Genomic DNA, 18,347 nt, shown 5'->3' with positions numbered 1-18,347 from the left:
CAAATAATGGAGGCACACAAACAACTGCTTTCAGAAGGAAAGTTGGTTACCGCCCAAGCCATTAAAGCCCGCTATTTGGGACAAGACGACCAACATAAGACCTTAAAGGAGTTAGTCGCATATCACAATACAAATATGGACTCTGTGCTGAAATATGGTACAATGAAAAACTACTACTCCACCGAACGATATCTACATAAATTCATCAAAGACAAATTCAAGACCCCCGACATCTACCTAAAACAATTGAACTATAGGTTCATCGTCGACTTTGAACAGTACCTGTTAAATTATCGACCTGAGAAGGCAAGAAAGACCTGTTCCAATAATGGAGCTATGAAACATCTGGAACGTTTGATGAAAATGACCAACCTTGCCGTGAAACTGGAATGGTTGGACAAAGACCCATTTCACCAATTTAAGCTCAACTTTCAGAAACACAATCGGAGTTACCTATCCGAAAGGGAACTGGAACTAATAGAGGAGACCACTTTTAAAGGTAAGGGTTATGAAAAGGTTAGAAATGTATTTCTCTTTTCTTGTTACACAGGTCTATCATATGTTGACGTCAAAGAACTATTTCAAGAACAACTGGTTCTGGGAATTGACGGCAATTACTGGCTACATACCAAAAGGGCCAAGACCGATGAGATTGTGAAGATTCCATTATTACCAAAAGCAAAAGCCATAATTGAAAAATACACGGAAGAAATGAAGCAAAGTCCAGATGGCAAGTTGCTTCCCGTATTTAGCAATCAAAAAGTGAATAGCTACTTGAAGGTAATTACCAAAGCTTGCGGAATACATAAGAACATTACGTTTCATTCTGCCCGTCATACTTTTGCCACAACGGTAACCCTTGCCAATGGAGTACCCATTGAAACTGTTTCCAAAATGTTGGGTCATGCCAAGCTTACAACCACCCAGATCTATGCAAGGGTCTTGGAAAAGAAAGTCGGAGAGGATATGCAAGACCTGATGAACCTTTTTGAAGCAAAGGAGAAACAAAGAAGCGAAGCCCCCAAATCTTACCATAACTGAAATGCGCATGGTCCCTGTTGGATTTTTGTAGCGTCCTGATAGGTAAGCGTGAAGCAAAAATGGAATAGGGCGCATCCTACTTTTTGGTCATTAAAAAGCCCTGTATAGGGTATTCAAAACTTAGGAGTGAAACGGAGAAGATTTGAATAGCAAGAGGACAACGCGCTAAAGCGACGTTGTGAATCTAATTTTAATAACAATATATTGATAATCAATACATTAAATACAAATCTAAAATTAAGGAAATCATCAAAATTGTAACAATTAGTACTACATCCCCATGAAATGGGAGATAAATTGTAACAATCGTTAAAAAAACGGAATGCAAAGTGGATGGATTCGGTACCATACGGCTACATCATAGAACCATCAAAAGGTTCAAGGGGTTTTCAAGGAAATTCAAAAGTTCCTATTCGGAAACCTTGGAGGCGGTTATGGACTTTTTTGAATGGCATGGAATATTACCTTCCAAACGTTTTGCGGACCAGATTAACAAAGAAGAAGCGAAAACAAGGAAGAGGGTAGAGGCAGCGATCGCCATAATCCGGAACATTGAAAAGACACAGACGCTGCCAACCAATATTATGCTGGAAGCCCTATTCGGAAAGCATGAAATCGTACGGAAAAGAAAAGAACCGAAATTGGTAGAAACGAAGTTCGAAAAGCTCACAAGGGAAGAATGGAACAAAAAGGAGAGCAAGGTCTCAAGTATCAAATACGACCGACTTAAAGAAAAACATACTGACAATTTGGAGCGAATGATAGCAGCCTTGAACAAGGTCGAAAAGATAAAACCAAGGTTCGGAAAGCCTTATCTCAAATTGGAGATCAGCCCGATGGAATTGGCGAAACTTAAAAGGCAATTGACAAGACAATTGTAAAAATGCCTCGCAAGCAGATTAGTTTGGTAAGGATTTGGGACTTGCAGCACGAAACTTCGTTTCGTTCGCTATTATTAGATTGTATACCAATTTTCTGTTCAATAGCGGAAAGGTTATAGAATAAAATGTATATTTGTGTATTATATACGCAAATATACTAGAATCTGATTTAGTGAATCCTCATACCAAAATTGAATTAGTCAAAGGTGATATCACCAAGCTAGAGATAGATGCCATCGTGAATGCTGCAAACACTTCTTTACTTGGCGGTGGAGGCGTTGATGGAGCAATCCACAAGGTTGGTGGAAAACAAATTTTGGAGGATTGTATTAAAATTAGAAATAGACAAGGTGGATGTAAAGTTGGTGAAGCTGTAATAACTTCCGCTGGTAAGCTGAATGCAAGACATGTAATTCATACGGTGGGTCCAAGATGGAACAATGGAAAATCCAATGAAGCAGAAAAACTTAAGAACTGCTATGTCAACTGTTTGAGCATCGCGAAAGAATACAACTTGAAATCCATTGCTTTTCCGAATATAAGCACAGGTATCTACAAGTTTCCAAAAGAAAGAGCCGCTAAAATAGCTATCGAGAGTGTCCGCCCTTATCAATCTGAAATTGAAAAGATTGTTTTTGTATGTTTTGATGATGAGAACTATATCATTTACAAAAATGAATTGAGAAAAAATGAAGTATAGCACATCTTGGTTAATTCAAAACTTGGAAAAAAACTTAAAAATTAAGTACCTGTTCTTTTGGGGGCATACTCCTTCAAAGGATGTGACTATTTCTTCTACTTGCCTGAGTCAATGGTGGACTGGTCATCCTTTCGAGGAAAATGGTATTATCTTCCAGACTACTGAACACTATATGATGGCGGGAAAAGCTAAACTTTTCAATGACAATGAAATGTTACAAAAAATCATCGAATCAAAACATCCGGCAGAAGCAAAAAAACTTGGAAGAATGGTAAGGGATTTTGATGCGACCGAATGGGAAAACAACCGTTGTCAAATTGTTGTTCAAGGAAACTTTTTAAAGTTTTCGCAAAACGCTGAACTTAAAGATTTTTTATTGAAAACCAAAGAAAGAGTTATCGTGGAGGCTAGTCCAAGAGATCGAATATGGGGAATAGGAATGAGTAAGAACAATGAAAATGCTTCCGAACCCAAGAACTGGAGGGGTCAAAATCTTTTAGGATTTTGTTTGATGGAAGTGCGCGATCGATTGTTCAAAAAATAGATTTGTCAAATAAAATGAGGACAATAAAAGATGGAATACTGGGACTTGCTATAGGTGATGCGATTGGTGTGCCTGTTGAATTCAAGTCAAGAGAAGAACTTGATGCCTCACCTGTAGTTGATATGAGGGGGTATGGTGCGCATTATCAACCATCAGGAACATGGTCCGATGATAGTTCACTCACCTTCTGTATCGCCGAAGCATTATTGGAAGATTTTAGTCTACGAAAAATAGCCAATAATTTTATTCTCTGGAAAGGTGGTTTACTCTGGACACCCCACGGACAGGTTTTTGATATCGGAATTCAAACCAGTAGATCTATCGATACTCTTCAAAAAATCTTGAATGAAAAAGACCTTGATAGTTTGAAACTGCTTCGATACGAAGCTGACGAATATACAAATGGGAACGGCTCGCTCATGCGAATTCTTCCACTCTATTATGTTTTGAAAGACAAGGTAATCGAAGAAGAGTTTAACTTAATATGGGAAGTATCAGCATTGACACACGGTCATATCAGATCTGCAATATCCTGTCTAATCTATTTGGTCATAATTGATGAATTAATGAATGGCAGGGAAAAGCAAATAGCATATCAAAATACAAGAGAAAGGATAACTAAATTCTTTACGCTAAGGGAAATTGCTGAAAGAGAAGTTCAAGTTTTTAACAGAATTATTAAAAATGATATTCAGCTCTTATCAAGGAATGAAATTCAATCAAGTGGATATGTAATTCATAGCTTGGAGGCATCCATTTGGTGTTTTCTCAATAACAAAACGTATAAGGAAACCATATTGGAAGCGGTGAACCTAGGAGATGATACAGATACTACTGCTGCTATTGTTGGCGGATTGGCCGGTGTGTTTTATGGCTCCGAGGCATTCCCGAAAAGCTGGTATAATAGCTTGGCTAGGTTGGACGACATAGAGTTGCTTTGCAAGAAGTTAGAATTAAAATTTAGTGCCATATGAAAAACAAAATTAAGCTTACCGTAGATGCCGTGGTATTTGGATATGAATCCGGAAACATATCGGTACTGCTGGTCAAACGCAAATACGAACCTTTCAAAGATGAGTGGGCGATACCAGGAGGCTTTGTTTTGGAAAATGAGAATTTGGAGGAAGCCGTACAAAGAGAACTATCCGAGGAGACTGGTGTCAGGATAAATTACCTCGAACAGTTATATACTTTTGGGAATTTAGGGAGGGACCCAAGAGGTAGGGTTGTCTCCGTAGCCTATTTTGGATTGGTTAAACCCAATGCTTTTAAACTACAAGCTTCTACTGACGCAAAGATGGCTGAATGGTTCGATATCAAGAAGTTGCCGAAGCTGGCATTTGATCACAAGAAAATTCTAAAAATTGCCATTGAAAGACTGAAAGGAAAGATTACTTATGAACCAATCGGCTTTGAATTACTCGATAAAAAGTTCCCTTTTTCCGATTTGGAGAAATTATATACAACCCTTTTAGATAGAGAAATAGATCGCCGAAATTTTAAAAAGAAAATTACTAGCCTAAAAGTTTTAGATGAGTTGGATGAGAAGGTCTCCATCGGCAGAGGTAGGCCTGCCAGTCTTTTTAGCTTTAACAAAAAGCGCTACTTCCAGTTGAAAAATGAGGGCATAATCTTCGAAATCTAAAACTTTTTTTATCCTGTAAATTTTAATTTGCGTAAAAAAAACACAAAATATCTTGTGAAGTTCAAAAACACATTTTATATTTGCGTACTAAATACACAAAATAATTTTAAAACTATATATTATGTTCGGAATAAACTATATCAAATTCGATTCGATGAATTATGTTATCCATTTTAAAAATGGAAAAACTAAGAATGAGGGTAGGGGATTGTCCTTTTTCTACTTTGCTCCTAACTCTTCAATAGTTTCAATACCTATGGAGAGTAAAGATTTTCAGTTCATTTTTAATGAGACCACTAAGGACTATCAGGAAGTTTCTATTCAGGGTCAGATAACCTATAAGGTAAAGGACCCAAAACAATTAGCTGAAGTTCTTGACTTTACAGTAGACAGTAAGGGCTGTTATGTAAAAGATGATAATGAGAAAATTCAACAACGTATCATAAATGAAGCTCAAACGGCGAGTGCTGGGGTAATACAAAAATTGAGTTTGAAAGAGGCTCTGCGACAACTACAGCAAATAGAAACTCAGATTATGGATAGTGTTCAAAATTCTAAAACTGTGAATATGCTGGGGCTTGAAATTCTAAGTGTCAATGTTCTTGGTGTGACTCCTAATCCCGAAATGGCTAGAGCTTTAGAAGCTCAAATGAGAGAATCCCTGCAAAAAGAGGCTGACCAAGCAATCTATGAGCGAAGAAACTTTGCTGTCGAACAAGAACGTATCATTAAGGAAACGGAGCTGAATACCGAAATTGCCGTTGAGGAAAAACAAAAACAAATTGCTGAAAAGCAGATGGAGACAGAAGTCGTAAAACAAGAAAACGAACAAAAGTTGAAGGAAATGGATATGGCTTCAAACATTTCCTTAGAGGATGCAAAGCAGAAATTAATTGAACTAAAAGTGGAAAACGAGAAGAAGGAGGCTGATGTTAAAGAGTATGTTTTACACGCTAATCTTCGTCCATATAAAGAATTGGATTGGAAGACTCTTATGGCTATAAATTCGAAGGGTATTGACCCAAGAAATCATATAGCTCTTGCGTTTCGTGAATTAGCTGAGAACGCTGATAAAATTGGCAACCTCAATATTTCACCAGACTTGTTAGAATCTATCATGAGTACCAAGACCAAGTAAGATGGAACTGGATAAAGTAATTGTTATAAGAGATAAGACTAGGCTTGAGCAGCTCATAGAGCGATTCAATTCCAAGGCTCAAGCCAAGTTTTATTTGGAACGCTCTGGGGAAGATTTCGGTTTCTACGAGAAGGAGCATGATACATTTTACACTTCCTTGAATCAAGTGGAAAAAGCAGTCTCCCCCTTGTTCAAGCATAAAGTCTTATTCCGTTCTTTTTTACCCACCTATATGTTCGCGGATGGAGATTTGATAGTGGTTATTGGTCAAGATGGGCTGGTTGCGAATACGGCAAAGTATGTAAACGGACTTCCTATTGTTGCTGTTAACCCTGATGAAGAGCGTTATGATGGTGTTTTACTACCGCATGGTCCAGAGAATTTTTTATCGGCAGTAAAGAGTTTTGTTAATGGAACATATGAATCAAAAAGGGTAACTATGGCTAAGGCCACAATGAATGATGGTCAAACGCTTTTAGCATTTAACGATTTTTATATTGGGGCTGCTTCGCATATATCTTCACGATATAGTCTTGAATTTGGAGGAAAAAAGGAAAACCAATCCTCTAGTGGTATTTTGGTTTCAACAGGTGCTGGCTCTACGGGTTGGATAAGCTCTGTTTTTAATATGACAAATAATATTAACAACTATTTTTACAATCAGAAGAAAGAGTTTGATTCTGGATTGGATTGGGAAGATGATAAGTTGTTATTCGTGGTTCGCGAGCCATTCCTTAGTAAAATGTCCCAGATTGACTTGGGTTATGGAACTATTAAAAGAGGAAAAACTTTAAAAATTGAATCTAAGATGCCAACTAAAGGAGTGATTTTTAGTGATGGAATTGAATCTGATTTTTTGAACTTTAATTCAGGGAGTATAGTGGAAATAGGGATTTCTGAAGAGAAGGCTAATTTAATAATGTAGAAGTTATTGTCTGTATTGAGTGCGGCCTAGGGTGTGGTTTTGATTTTTAAATGTTTACGCAAAACCAAACTATATTCAAAGGTTTATTTTACTTGAAGAATAAACTGATTCAGTTATAAAAGTTTAGCGCTTAGGATTTATTCTTGTATTTAGCACTTATAATTTTTGTAGGAAAAAGTATATTTATGAGCTTAAAAACGATTATTTTTAGGCGCCGTTAACCAAAATACCATACTAGATGGAGCTCTCGATACGAAGAATAATTGTTCATTTTTTAGAAAAAGAAGCCAAAACAACTACTGCTAAAATAGACCCTTCAAAAGAATTGTTAAAAGTAGACGAGTTTGCTGAGACCTTAGTTTCGGAATTGCATGAATCAATAAGTTCGAGTCCAAGTTTGAAAAACGCAGCGTTCAAAAATGATGAAACCAACTTATTTACTAATTCTTTAGATGAATATTTAAATTCTGAAAACGATAATACATTTATTACATTTTCAAATTCATTGTCATTGTTAAGAGAGAAAGTAGAAAAAGAATCATTTGCAAAAGGCGGGTATTATTTGTTTTGTGATTACGTGATAAATGATAATAGGTTCTTGTCTGTTGTTTTACTGCGCAAGAAATCTGGAATTAATATTATTAAAGAAAAGGAAGTTTTTAAGCTTGATAGTTCGGAAAACATCAATATTGAGAAGATTGCTATGGCTGCCAGATTAAATCATAAGATTTATTCTTCTTCTGCTGACGATAGAAATTATTTAGCATTAATCACCACCCAGAAAGATGGAGAAGTTTCGGAGTATTTTAAGGAATGGGTTTTAGCTGAAGGTTTAATTAAAAATGCCGTTAATACCGATAGATTCATTACCATTCTAAAATCTATTGGTCTTCCAATTGATTCCGAAGGTAATGAAATAGGTAGAGCAGATTTCAAACGACAGGTGTATGATTATGTTCGAACTAATAAACGTGGTAGAGCTAATATATATGATATAAGCGCTCATTTTTATGGTGAAGACTCTCAATCTGCAATAAAGGATTTTGCAGACGCAAATGATATTACTTTGGACCCTGAGTTCAAAGTTAGTACAACCAAATGGAAGTCATTAATTACTATTCGAGCCTCGGTTGAAGGAATAAAAATTGATATCGATTACGATAAAATTAACGATGAAAATGTTCAAGTACTAGAAGATAGAGTAGTGATTCATTCAAAAGATTTAGCCTCCTTAATAGCTAAAAAGCATCAAATAGCCCAGACTTCAAATGACTAATAATCATCCATCCGAAGTAGTAAATATTTTAGCTTTCTTTAAATCTTTAAAAGAACAGAATTTTGTTACTTATGATGGTAGAACTTTGACATTACAGTCTACAGAAGAGTTTTCAATTGACTTAGGCTTGATAAAAAAAGTCTTTAAAACAGTTTCTAAGCTTCCAGGGAATCAAGTTGAAATTTTATTATTAAATAGTTGTTTTGAGAATTATTACTTCTTTTTTAACGAAATTGACTTCATGAACCGTTATTCTGTTCTTGAAGATCACTATGCACAAAGTAACGCAATCATATTTAAACTATCTTCCGAAAGTATAGTCAAAGGGATTAATGAACCCTATAGCGATAAGAACAAGTTCATCCATAATTTTCATGAATTCAAGCAAACGTTAAAACTTTTTCTGTCAACACCAGAATTGACCCCATATAAAAGCGATGCAGACAAGACTTTCACTATAATAAGCAAAGAAAAAGGTGTTTTTAATATTGGTTACGGATTGCCAGGTAAAGATTATTTTTTTAACCAAAATTTGTCCGGGCTAAAATCAAATTTTGTTGAAGAATTCACAAAAAAGGAGTTCATACAATTCTTTAAAGAGATTATCATTGCTGGTGTACATCAAATTCCAGAAAAGAGAAGATATTGTGAAATAGTAAAGACATCTTCAACACTTCTAAGTTTGGCTCAACGTGATTATGAAACCTATGTGTCTAGTTTTGCCTTTGATAAGATTAAGTCTGAATTTAAATCAGAACGCGAATTGTATTTTGACAGTCTTGATAAAAGTATTGCGTCTGTTGGTAAGCAAGTAGTCTCATTTCCTCTAACATTCGCTGCGACTATATTCGCGAGCTACAAAGTAAAAGATCAACCGGGTATTTTGTTGCTTATTCTTTTAGCTTATCTATTGTATTCGATAGTGGCGTTTTTAATTTTAAGAATGACGTCTTACAACGTTAAATGTTTAGAGGAGGATGTTTTGAGTGAGGAAAATCATATAAAGGTCTCATATAATGTCATTTTCGATGATTTCAAGGCCGATTTCAAAAAAATTAAAAACAAAATTGATAAACTCAAAATTATTATTAAAGTTCTTTATGGGGTTCTGATATTTCTTTTTATTTTATTTTCAAGTTATGCAATCCATACTATGGGATGGGTAGACCTAGATTCTTTTGTGGAATGGGTGCCAAAACCAAAAACCCAAACTGTTTCAGAGTAATGCTTTTATATGTAGTGCGACAATTGGTGCTGTCAATGAAATGGTGACTAAAAAATGCGCCAACTCTCATTGACGCATTCTAACCAACCTACTTATTGACGGAGAAAATCTCCTTCAATTGCTTTACCATACCTCCGTTGCCAGAGACAGTAATCTCACCGATTTTCTCGGCAATCTTTTCGACGTATTCCATTTCCTTCAATTTGAAGAGCATTTCGTTTTCTTCCATCAACTTTGCGGTGTTCAGCAAACTTCGGGTAGACGCAGTTTCTTCACGTCGGGTAATGGTATTCGCCTGAGCCCTTTTTTGAGCGACCAAAACCTGGTTCATGATATCTTTCATTTCACCGGTCAAGATAACATCACGGATACCACAGCTCAAAATTGCAACACCCAATTGGGTAGCGGCCGTCTTGATATCTGCAAATACAGCTTCTGCAATGCTCTCTTTTCGCTCTAAAAGCTCATCCAAAGTATAGGTGCCAATGTAGGCACGCAATACCAGCTGCATGGCAATGTACAATTGCTTTTCATAGTCTTTGCTTCCTAGCAAGGCCTTTTCAATATCAACAACTTTATATTGCGTATAGAAGTTGATACGAATTGCAGCTTTGTCTTTAGTCAACAATTCTTGACCTGAAATTTCTAATTGTAATTGACGCATATCCGCTCTGGCCATTTTGATGGAGATGTCATTCTTCCAGAAATGGTATGTACCACTTTCTAGTGTTTTGACATAAACATCATCAACCAAGAGGACAGCTTTTTCATAAGCTGCAACTTCCAAAGTACGAACATAAGCTCGCAACTGAGGATGGCTCAGCATAGCTTTGCTGATAGCTTCTGTGATATAGATCTTACTCAAATCCGCCATAACGAACTCGAAGTTTATCAGACCTTTCCAGAAAGCGTACTTACCAGCGGTAAGGACTTGCTTCAAGTTTCCGTTTTCAGAAACCAAGGCCAATTCGGCATCCTTAACTTCGATGATATGTAACATGGCTTCCAAACCTTGGTCCTGTAGCAAGATCTCTAATGCTATAGGAGCCACAAAGGATTTGGTAAGGTCATAAACCTTAACCATGTTTCTAAAGCCTACCCAATGTGTACCATGGGTAATAACTCTTTGGTAATCGCCTCTTTTGAAGACCAAACCTACTTTTCCTGCATTGATCCGTACTCTTTTCATTACTTAAAATTTGTGTCCGCCAGTCGATTGACGGACGAACGGGTTAAACTATTTTCATTTATTATTAATTTGTTTTTCTCTTTTAAAAAACCGCAACTATAACTCATCTATTCGATACGGAAATATTGGTTTTCGAAGTTCGTTACGATTTGTTTTTTGGTATGCTTCGGTCGGTGTTTCCAATACTATTTATTGGTTTTTCCGAGGGAAGGATATTCAAAAAAGAAATTGCCTTTCACATCAAAAATTCAATATTTCAAAGTAGTTTCAAGACTGTTGATTCATCCGAAGAAAAACCAACCGAGGTATAACTACGGCTTTTTGTCAATTATACGGAGTGACCGTCCGGTGGTCTTTTTACAAGTGACCTTCTTGTTGAAAATGGATTTTGAGTCCATAACCTACATTAAAAGTGTAGTGCTCTAACCAACTGAGCTATCCTATGCGTAATAGGAGCGGGAGTCGAACCCGCGACACCTACGTCTATCGCTCTAACCTACTGAGCTACTTCCCCATTTTTCCTGTATAATTTGTGGGGAAGGTGGGAATCGAACCCACGACCTATAGAGTCGGGACTATTTTTTGGAAAACAGCCGAAACCTTCAAGTCAAGTTGTATATGAAGACATTATACTTCTCAGTAAAACTTCACACAATAGTGCTATACAGAAACACCCAACAAGACCAGCTTGATATTGTTATTCCTGCAAATGCAGGAAACTATTTTAATGAACTTTTAGCCTCGCAATATTCCTTGCTATTGCGAGGCACTTCTGCAAACCACGATTCTGCTTGGTTTGAACAATATTTTAAAAAGCGTACTGAGAATACCCACGCTTATGGACAGACTTTCATAGGATTATGGCCGAGGCTTCCCTATTTTTCCACGTTCTCTCCGTTGCTTTGGAAATTACGTACTTGTCCGATGCCAGAAATCATTGTAGCTGTTCGGCAACTTAGACTTGGTTTGCATAGAGGCTTTTGGCCACGCTTTGCAATTACAGGGGTTGGCTTCCCCACCGTTCATAGGTGTCCCTTTGCTGGGCGACCTATTAGAATGTTCACCGCATGGTATAGGCTTGCGACCTATACCATCCCATATATTGCAATGGGTTTAGGCAACTACTAACTGCCACAATGCCCGAAGTCTTTTGCGTATTCTGATGCTCCCAAATGAGCTAAGAGGAAAATGGTTTCTCTCGGGAATCGAACCCAAACAAAACTTTGACCTAGAAGAAGGGCTTCGAGAATGGCTCCGTAGATTTTGCCTACAAAATACCAACCTTCTTCTTGTATGTCTCCCGACACACAGCACTTTAAGCTACCGAACAGTTTCCCGTCGGGTACCTTTTATGCTGCAATGAGCTCCGCTAGGTTGGATGACCTATACGTAACCCATTACCACAACTTCACCTATTGATGTCTCCATCTCAAGCCTACCCAAAAAGTATTGGCTATAAGTCCTAATCTGCTTAAGCGGTCGCCCCTGGCAAATCATGACTTATGTTGGTTGCTTGCTTACCTGTACTGTATTGCAAAAAACAGTCTCCGCTTGCTGTGCCAGCTAACAGATTTATCCTTGTTACCAAGTTTATCTAAGGACGATAAGCCGCCCCGTCATTTACAATAAATGACGATTTTACACGATGAAGCTCCATTGTGGAACTTCTAATTTCAATGAACTCTGTACCTCTTGCCAGATTCGAACTGGCACTTTCGTCGAAACGAACAAATTGGCTATAAATGCGCTTCCCTACTTTGATTCTTGACCATTTCGGTGCTTCTGCAAATTCTATTCATTAGCAGGCACGCCGCCAACAACATCTTCCAATCACTGCGTGGCTACGATCAATATCTTTTACCACAGCTCTTCCTTTTAAGCTAAAGAGGTATTTTCTAATTACTCCACAAAACTGAAACACAACTACGCAATTATTATGCGTAGTTAAAATTTCTTTTACTTTTAGTAAGAGTAGCAAGACTCGAACTCACATCTCTAGGTTCGTAGCCCAGCGTTCTATCCAATTGAACTATACTCCTGTTGTGGAACAGACAGGACTCGAACCTGTATCTTCGGATCTTCAATCCGCAGCATTGACCATCTTTGCTACTGTTCCCTTTTGGGTGTACTCCGTCCCGATAGCTATCGGGAGAACCCTGTTCCTCCCATTCACAGTGGGACGCTTTACCAGATAAGCCTGCCTGCCGGCAGGCAGGCTAGAGACACCATTTGAAGACTCGAAAGGATTTGAACCTTTACAACAAGGATCAAAACCTTGTATGCTAACCGTTACATCACGAGTCTAGTCGTAAGCCTAAAAAGATTCGAACTCTTACCTCAAGGGTAGAAACCTTGCGTGCTATCCATTACACCATAAGCTTATACTGTACCCCACCCAAGATTCGAACTTGGACTTTAAGGATTTTAAGTCCTTTGCCTCTGCCAATTGGGCTAGTGGGGCATCGTACAGGGAGAGAGATTCGAACTCTCAGAGTACTGGTTCTAAACCAGCTGCGTTTGCCATTTCGCCATCCCTGCAATTGTTGAGGCATTAGGACTCGAACCTAAGACTCCCGTGTTAAAAGCACGGTACTCTACCAACTGAGTTATACCTCATTTTGTACTCTGTAGGGGAATCGAACCCCTGTTTCCTGATAGAAAGTCAGGCGTACTACCATTATACGAACAGAGCAAAAGTCTGAGAAGCAAGATTGACTGCGTCTTTCTTGCTACTACTCCTTGCTAATCAAATTCAAGTAAACTTGATTTGATTAAGTCGTCTGAGAAGCAAGATTCGAACTTGCGACCTCCCGCGTCCAAGGCGGGTAAACAACCACCGTTATCTTCCCAGTTTTGCAGTACCGACGGGACTCGAACCCGTACCTTCCCGATAGACAGTCGGGCGCTCTAGCCTTTGAACTACGGTACTAAAGTGGAAGTAGTAGGACTCGAACCTACATGTCATTTCTGAACCTGATTTTAACTCGTTAATTTCTATTGTTTTTATTGGTCTCGTTGAATTCGTAAACTCATTTCAGTCAGGCGAGCCAGCCAATTGCTCAATACTTCCATAATTTTTGGAGACAAGGATGAGATTCGAACCTGCCTGCCGGCAGGCAGGCTCATAAAAAATGATTTTGCAGACCATTGCCTTAACCATTCAGTCACCTTGTCAATTTGGCGGAGGGTAAAGGAATTGAACCTTCACTACCTTTGGTAGACTCGCTTAGCAGGCGAGCGCAACAAACCAGTATTTGCCTACCCTCCAGTTACTTCAGCCCTGGGAGTCTCAATTTGCTAGACTAGCCGAGAATCTCCATGAGCCGTTATTTGCGAACACTTTTATTCATATTTTTTCAGAACGAGTTTCATTTATTCACCTGCCCGGCTCGGGCCAAGAGTGTGGCCACCTCCGCCAACTGGCGGATTGCTCTTCCTTTTTTCAAAGAATAATGCGCATAAAAAAAGCATCTCTTTATCGGAGATGCTTAGTACATATGTGAATGTTGTCTATGACGTCAACACATGATACACGTACTTCTCCTTTGTTTATAAATGGACAGTTGATCACTATAAAACCGTTCAAACCATTTCGGCGAACAGAGATGTAGTTCCAATAATTGTATATGTCTTTTTAAAGATTCCATTTGTATGGGTTTATAATTTATGACGGTGCAAAGATGAAAACGATTTTTAAATTACACAAGAAAAAATCAATTTAATTTATTGATAATCAGATAGTTATATTAAAATATAAACAATAGAATCCCTGTCCGTCATATTGCGGACTTTAAACATTTATTACAACTGTCTGTCTACCAATTGTTTTCTGTTTCAACTATGCTATTTTATTCGTTTACTACTTTTCACATTTTACTTTAAAAAATTCCACAAAAAAAGCGCCCAATTGTAATTGGACGCTTTCATTTTATCGCTTAATCGAGTTATTTCATAGAATCAATTCTTGGATAAAGTCACATAGCGTCCGTTTCGCTCACTATATTCTGAGCGAAAATCGAAGAGACAAAGCTCTATTTGTTGGATGATATGTAACTTTCTCGGTATCATTTGTTTTACAAAGATGTGATTTTTAAACGTTTTGTTACTACTATTTATTCTTTTTCTTCCTTTTTTTAGATGATGATTTCTTCTTTTTAACCTTGGATTTATCCAATTTCAATTTCTTTTTAATTCTATTTTCTTCATCTTCAATGAAAGAAAAGTAATCGTCATTATATGAATACTTCTTAGCATTCTTAAGATGTTTCAGAGCATCTTTATAAGCTTCCTTGGTTTCAGATGCATACGCGGAAAGCCAAAATAAACTTCCTTTTGATATGCCTTTTATGGTGAGAGCAAAAGCAATTAGTTTTGTTGCTCTTTCAATTTCATCAGCCCAAATAAGATATTTTGCGTAGACAGGATAGACATCCATATACTCACTGTCAATAGCAATTACTTTGTCAAAGCAATCGAAAGCTTCAGTATACTGATTCAAGTTTCCTGCATAAACTTTACCTAAAAGACAAAGGGAGGCACAATGATTTTCATCGTAGGACAGGGCGTAGTTCAATGATTCACAAACTTCGTCCCAATCGTAACCCGATGCTGCCTTTGCTTTTAAATAATAGGTATCGGCTATAGTTAGTCCCATTTTTGTTGTTTTAAATCGTTTTTTAGCTTTTGCCGTTTTGGTTTAAAGCTTTTGTTTTCTTTTTTATACTTGAAATCCTTTCCCTTAAAAACCCGAACCGGATTTCCGCGTTCTATATTCAGATGATTTTCCCATTGGTCCGTTATCCTTTCTTTCAGCTTTTCTATGTTAGCCTCGTTTACTTTTTCTTTTAATCGGGCTATCGCAAGTTTTTTGTTTTGATGTTGCGAACGACTATCCATGGCAACTACTTGTACTCCTGTGGGGGTATGAATTGCCCGAACAGCAGAATTAACCTTGTTGACATTCTGGCCGCCAGGACCGGTGCTCCGCATGGTTTGAAACGAAATATCTCGCTCATCCACTTTCGTAGTTTGCGTTTGTTTCAATTCGAAAGCCCCAATAAACCAATTCTTTCGTTTATGGTATTTTCGAAATGTTGAAACACCTATCCACTGAATAGTACCCAACCAAGTTGCTAAAAATGCTTCCATATTTTTTCCTGTCAAGCGGATAGTCACCGATTGTACTGTTCCGTTTTGGCTTCCTGTTTCTCGATGGAGGATACTATGTTTAAATCCTCCCGATTTGGTCTCTTCCAAAAATCGCTTGAGTACTTGGGCAACGACCCAGCTACATTCCGCGGGGCCTCTACCTGCTGTTATTTGAATTATCTTTTCCATTTTATTTCTTTAAAAGAAGCAGCTAGCGTTGGTATTCCAATAACCTTAGGTTTTCAATATGCTTTATGAATACCGTCGCTAACTACTATCTGTTATTTATCCATTCGTACTATTTTGGGTGTAAAGGTTCCGAGTACTTCAACCAATTCTTGTTGATTTGCCATGACCTTTTCAATGTTTTTGTAGGCCATGGGTGCTTCGTCAATTCCTCCACCAATTAGTGTTACTTCGTTTGCCTCTAATTGCTTTTTAATTTCGCTTCTTGTAAACGTTTCTTTACATTTTCGCCTTGAAAAAAGCCGTCCAGCACCATGGGAAGCAGAGTTTAAACTCTCTGTATTGCCCAAACCTTTTACGATGTAACCCGGTGCCGTCATTGACCCAGGAATAATTCCCAACTCGCCTTTAGCGGCGGGAGTTGCTCCCTTTCTATGCACAATACACTCGGCACCATTTACGTCCTGTTTCCAAGCAAAATTGTGATGGTTCTCTATTTTAACCACCGGCTTTGCTCCTAAAAGCTTGGCAAGTCTTGCGTGAATATCATCATGACATGCCTTTGCGTAGTCACCAGCTAAATTCATAGCGAGCCAATACTCTTGTCCGTCATGCGTATTCAAATCCAACCATGCTAAATGCTGCACGTGTTTGGGTAGTGGACATTGTTTTGTTGCCAAATAGGTGTAATGCTTTGCAATGTTTGCACCTAATCCTCTTGAACCACTATGGGAAAGCACACCTAGATATTCGCCCAATTTCAATCCCCATTCGTTCTTGTCATCTGTAATAGTGACCTTTCCGAATTCTACAAAGTGATTTCCACCACCTGAGGTTCCTAATTGCTTGTACGCTTTGTCCTTTAATCTTTTTACCAGCGGAATGTTTTTGAATTCATCACGCTCAAAGATTTCGTGGTCATGCTTTATCTTATGGGTTTCCCGCATTCCGAACTTGGTATGCTCCGAGAGCATATTTGCCAATTGATGTTTCTTTCCTTTGAGGTAAGAAACCGGAATCGGATAAATAGTCAAACACATTCGGCAACCGATATCAACACCAACTCCATATGGAATCACCGTATTCTTAGTAGCCAAAACACCCCCGATAGGCAAGCCATAACCACTATGGGCATCGGGCATCAAAGCCCCAGCAACAGAAATCGGAAGTTTTAAAGCATCATATAATTGGTATTTTGCTTGCTCCTCTATTTCGTTCTCGCCATAGATTTGGAAAGGTGCTCTTGCCGAATTCAGCACTTGTTTTTTGACCACAACTGGATCTAACAAGCTTTCTGCTATCTTACCCCAAACTCCATCACCTTTATAGTTTTCAGGATGCAACAATACTTTTTTGGCCTCCATCAATACCTGTTCTTTCTTTTTTCTTTTGTGATATCGATTGATCTGGCCTAATGTAATGTTGATGCTATTATTCTTTGGAAAACCTAATCTAATTAGGTCTTTTCCACTTAATTTCTTTCCCATGATTTATGAGATATTAGATGTTAGACTCAAGATGTAAGACATCTTTGAGTACAATAATTCACTTGATTATTATCCCGGAAAGTTGTGCCTCGAAAAATATGGGCATAAAAAAAGTCCGAAACGTTAGGGCTTCGGACTTTCTATATTAAGCTATGGCAGCTTTATGTATTGTAGAAGTCCTGAAGCGACACTAATAAAGCACCTGATGCTTTTAGTGTATTCTGATATGTTTTTGAAAAAGTCATATATACTTCAGTTAATAAATTTTGTTGCTGTATTGCGGTGCAAAGCTAAAATGCTTTTTTGAATTACACAAGAAAATACTTATTTAATTTATTGATTGTCAATTAGTTATGTTTAAATTTAAACATAGATATTCCTTTCCGTTGTTTAACAGATGGCAGCATATTTTATCAATTTGCTGTTTTTCAAATACTTAGCTTTCAAATGGCATTCTTTTAGAATTTTGAGAATTCTCAAAAAATTTACATAAAAAAAGCGCCCAATTTCTTGGACGCTCTAGTTATGTATCTTTATTCAATAGTATCTACCCATCAATTCGATGCAATCCTAGCTTGTTAGCGTCCGGTATGTGATTTAAATAATCTGGCATGTACTATTTTATATTATTTGTTTTTAAAATTCAAAGGTTAAAATGTGGCATGATGCCTATAATATCTCTATTACTTTACCATACACATTTTTCGTCCATCCGTTAATTCTACCATGGTTATTGCCAATAAGCAAACCACGCTTGTCACTTTTCCCTTTTACGAGATGCGTAAATACGTTTCCACGTACTTTACAGAACACAATGTCACCAACTTCACAATCTTCCCAACTGATGGGCGCGAGGCGCACCGGTTGTTTGGACTTCAGTAAGGGTAACATAGAATTACCGGGTTCTTTTGAGATGATGGTCTCACCATCAAGTAGTTTTTGAATTTTCCAATTCATACTAT

General features: G+C 37.7%; 16 protein-coding genes and 13 tRNA genes. 11 read left to right on the top strand and 18 right to left on the bottom strand.

The features are described from left to right. The first annotated feature begins 6 nt into the window (after positions 1-6). The 10 genes from ACKWCA_RS15200 to ACKWCA_RS15155 all read left to right on the top strand — a co-directional run bounded on the left by ACKWCA_RS15200 (position 7) and on the right by ACKWCA_RS15155 (position 9,375). A complete protein-coding gene (locus ACKWCA_RS15200; protein WP_413979062.1) occupies positions 7-1,041 on the top strand; it encodes a site-specific integrase in 1,035 nt (344 codons plus the stop codon). 329 nt (positions 1,042-1,370) lie between these two features. Beyond that, positions 1,371-1,922, top strand: a complete 552-nt coding sequence (locus ACKWCA_RS15195; RefSeq protein WP_413979061.1) for a BfmA/BtgA family mobilization protein — start codon at positions 1,371-1,373, stop codon at positions 1,920-1,922. Between the two features lie 172 nt (positions 1,923-2,094). Next, positions 2,095-2,622: an O-acetyl-ADP-ribose deacetylase gene (locus ACKWCA_RS15190; protein ID WP_413979060.1), complete on the top strand. Its 528-nt coding sequence runs from the start codon at positions 2,095-2,097 to the stop codon at positions 2,620-2,622. Continuing rightward, positions 2,612-3,166, top strand: coding sequence for an NADAR family protein (locus ACKWCA_RS15185; RefSeq protein ID WP_413979059.1), 555 nt, complete (start codon positions 2,612-2,614; stop codon positions 3,164-3,166). The genes ACKWCA_RS15190 and ACKWCA_RS15185 overlap by 11 nt, the downstream gene beginning before the upstream one ends. Before the next feature lie 14 nt (positions 3,167-3,180). Continuing rightward, complete coding sequence (locus tag ACKWCA_RS15180; RefSeq protein ID WP_413979058.1) at positions 3,181-4,140, top strand: ADP-ribosylglycohydrolase family protein; 960 nt, start codon at positions 3,181-3,183, stop codon at positions 4,138-4,140. Continuing rightward, a complete protein-coding gene (locus ACKWCA_RS15175; protein ID WP_413979057.1) occupies positions 4,137-4,811 on the top strand; it encodes an NUDIX hydrolase in 675 nt (224 codons plus the stop codon). Before ACKWCA_RS15180 ends, ACKWCA_RS15175 begins: the two co-directional genes overlap by 4 nt. 121 nt (positions 4,812-4,932) lie before the next feature. Then, positions 4,933-5,949, top strand: a complete 1,017-nt coding sequence (locus ACKWCA_RS15170) for an SPFH domain-containing protein (protein WP_413979056.1) — start codon at positions 4,933-4,935, stop codon at positions 5,947-5,949. A gap of 1 nt (position 5,950) precedes the next feature. Further along, the gene (locus tag ACKWCA_RS15165) at positions 5,951-6,874 is read left to right on the top strand and encodes a diacylglycerol kinase catalytic domain-containing protein (protein ID WP_413979055.1); all 924 of its coding nucleotides are present in this window, start codon (positions 5,951-5,953) and stop codon (positions 6,872-6,874) included. A 238-nt stretch (positions 6,875-7,112) separates the two neighbouring features. After that, positions 7,113-8,150, top strand: a complete 1,038-nt coding sequence (locus ACKWCA_RS15160) for a nucleoid-associated protein (protein WP_413979054.1) — start codon at positions 7,113-7,115, stop codon at positions 8,148-8,150. Then, positions 8,143-9,375, top strand: a complete 1,233-nt coding sequence (locus ACKWCA_RS15155) for a hypothetical protein (RefSeq protein ID WP_413979053.1) — start codon at positions 8,143-8,145, stop codon at positions 9,373-9,375. The genes ACKWCA_RS15160 and ACKWCA_RS15155 overlap by 8 nt, the downstream gene beginning before the upstream one ends. A gap of 88 nt (positions 9,376-9,463) precedes the next feature. Here the strand turns inward: ACKWCA_RS15155 and ACKWCA_RS15150 are convergent, their stop codons facing one another. Next, positions 9,464-10,564 (bottom strand): slipin family protein, encoded by a 1,101-nt coding sequence (locus tag ACKWCA_RS15150; RefSeq protein ID WP_413979052.1) that lies wholly within the window; start codon positions 10,562-10,564, stop codon positions 9,464-9,466. Between the two features lie 618 nt (positions 10,565-11,182). Between ACKWCA_RS15150 and ACKWCA_RS15145 the strand changes: the two genes are divergently transcribed. Then, positions 11,183-11,692 (top strand): hypothetical protein, encoded by a 510-nt coding sequence (locus tag ACKWCA_RS15145; RefSeq protein WP_413979051.1) that lies wholly within the window; start codon positions 11,183-11,185, stop codon positions 11,690-11,692. An 838-nt stretch (positions 11,693-12,530) separates the two neighbouring features. On the opposite strand, the gene ACKWCA_RS15140 is transcribed toward ACKWCA_RS15145, so the two are convergent. The 17 genes from ACKWCA_RS15140 to ACKWCA_RS15060 form a co-directional block, all read right to left on the bottom strand. Continuing rightward, positions 12,531-12,603 (bottom strand) — tRNA-Arg (locus ACKWCA_RS15140). Positions 12,604-12,607: 4 nt separating this feature from the next. Then, positions 12,608-12,680: transfer RNA gene (locus tag ACKWCA_RS15135), tRNA-Phe, on the bottom strand. 116 nt (positions 12,681-12,796) lie between these two features. Continuing rightward, positions 12,797-12,868, bottom strand: a tRNA-Gln gene (locus tag ACKWCA_RS15130). 5 nt (positions 12,869-12,873) lie between these two features. After that, positions 12,874-12,945: transfer RNA gene (locus ACKWCA_RS15125), tRNA-Arg, on the bottom strand. Between the two features lie 6 nt (positions 12,946-12,951). Further along, positions 12,952-13,025, bottom strand: a tRNA-Leu gene (locus ACKWCA_RS15120). A 4-nt stretch (positions 13,026-13,029) separates the two neighbouring features. Further along, positions 13,030-13,102, bottom strand: a tRNA-Leu gene (locus ACKWCA_RS15115). A gap of 5 nt (positions 13,103-13,107) precedes the next feature. Beyond that, a tRNA-Lys gene (locus tag ACKWCA_RS15110) sits at positions 13,108-13,180 on the bottom strand. Between the two features lie 5 nt (positions 13,181-13,185). Continuing rightward, a tRNA-Glu gene (locus ACKWCA_RS15105) sits at positions 13,186-13,256 on the bottom strand. An 87-nt stretch (positions 13,257-13,343) separates the two neighbouring features. After that, a tRNA-Pro gene (locus ACKWCA_RS15100) sits at positions 13,344-13,415 on the bottom strand. Positions 13,416-13,420: 5 nt separating this feature from the next. Continuing rightward, positions 13,421-13,493, bottom strand: a tRNA-Asp gene (locus tag ACKWCA_RS15095). Positions 13,494-13,497: 4 nt separating this feature from the next. Beyond that, positions 13,498-13,634: transfer RNA gene (locus tag ACKWCA_RS15090), tRNA-OTHER, on the bottom strand. Positions 13,635-13,642: 8 nt separating this feature from the next. Further along, positions 13,643-13,738: transfer RNA gene (locus tag ACKWCA_RS15085), tRNA-Cys, on the bottom strand. A 4-nt stretch (positions 13,739-13,742) separates the two neighbouring features. Next, a tRNA-Ser gene (locus tag ACKWCA_RS15080) sits at positions 13,743-13,831 on the bottom strand. A gap of 841 nt (positions 13,832-14,672) precedes the next feature. Continuing rightward, on the bottom strand, positions 14,673-15,218 hold the full coding sequence (locus tag ACKWCA_RS15075) for a tetratricopeptide repeat protein (protein ID WP_413979050.1): 546 nt from the start codon (positions 15,216-15,218) through the stop codon (positions 14,673-14,675). Next, positions 15,209-15,901: a peptide chain release factor H gene (gene prfH / locus ACKWCA_RS15070; protein WP_413979049.1), complete on the bottom strand. Its 693-nt coding sequence runs from the start codon at positions 15,899-15,901 to the stop codon at positions 15,209-15,211. The genes ACKWCA_RS15075 and prfH overlap by 10 nt, the downstream gene beginning before the upstream one ends. A 92-nt stretch (positions 15,902-15,993) precedes the next feature. Continuing rightward, positions 15,994-17,385 carry an RtcB family protein gene (locus tag ACKWCA_RS15065; protein ID WP_413979048.1) on the bottom strand — a complete coding sequence of 464 codons (1,392 nt, stop codon included), beginning with the start codon at positions 17,383-17,385 and terminating at the stop codon, positions 15,994-15,996. Between the two features lie 669 nt (positions 17,386-18,054). Beyond that, positions 18,055-18,342: a hypothetical protein gene (locus tag ACKWCA_RS15060; RefSeq protein WP_413979047.1), complete on the bottom strand. Its 288-nt coding sequence runs from the start codon at positions 18,340-18,342 to the stop codon at positions 18,055-18,057. Between the last annotated feature and the right edge of the window lie 5 nt (positions 18,343-18,347).

Origin of the sequence: Maribacter corallii (assembly GCF_047345415.1) — a bacterium.
In the GTDB taxonomy this organism is placed as follows: Bacteria; Bacteroidota; Bacteroidia; order Flavobacteriales; family Flavobacteriaceae; genus Maribacter_C.
Note: the sequence above shows the minus strand (reverse complement) of the source record. Positions and strands in the feature narration are given on the sequence as shown.